We start from the raw sequence: 609 nt of genomic DNA, 5'->3' as shown, positions 1-609 counted from the left end.
CAAGGACCCGCTCTACCTGCAGGCACGCAAAGAATGCGGCGGCTACGACACCTGCGTCACCGAACGAACCCGCAAGCTCCGCGACCAGAACACCAAAACCACCACAGCGAAGTCGCAGACCAAGGCAGACACGAAGCCCAGCAAGCAGGACCACAAGCAGAACATCGAGGCGAAGCAGCCTCGCGAGACGGCAACAGCCGGCAAGAAGGCGACCAACCTCAGGCAGCCGCTGTAGACATGAGCGGACCACCGCTCGTCAGCAGCACCCAGCTACCCGGCCTGCTCGTGGGCTCCTGCTGAGCCTGCAGGAACCGTGACGCCGCCGGGGCCCCGAGGGCCCCGGCGGTCTCCCTTTCCCTCGAATCTCCCGAACCTCGAAAGGGCCGTGCTCGCCCCGGTCGTGGCCGCCGCGCTCAGTCTGCTTGCCGACGCCGTCCGGCGCGGCGACGGCGACCACGACATCGTTCGCCGCCGACGCCCCGTACGGCTTCGACCTGATCCTGCACGCCGACAAGTTACTGACTTCGGCTCGTTAGGGTGATCTCTTTCGAAGTCCCTGATCGACCTGGGGCGTTGGCTGTATTCCGTGGTGTGTGAGATATGCGGATG

At 65.4% G+C, this 609-nt stretch carries 1 protein-coding gene; it reads left to right on the top strand.

Annotation, left to right across the window (positions count from 1 at the left end; translation table 11 throughout):
• The coding region (locus ACIHCL_RS35160; RefSeq protein ID WP_399868478.1) for a hypothetical protein at positions 1 to 235 on the top strand (235 nt) is incomplete at its 5' end.
• Between the last annotated feature and the right edge of the window lie 374 nt (positions 236 to 609).

It is taken from the genome of Streptomyces sp. NPDC052042, from assembly GCF_044548345.1.
Taxonomy (GTDB): Bacteria; Actinomycetota; Actinomycetes; order Streptomycetales; family Streptomycetaceae; genus Streptomyces.
This window is presented reverse-complemented; position numbering and strand designations above follow the sequence as displayed.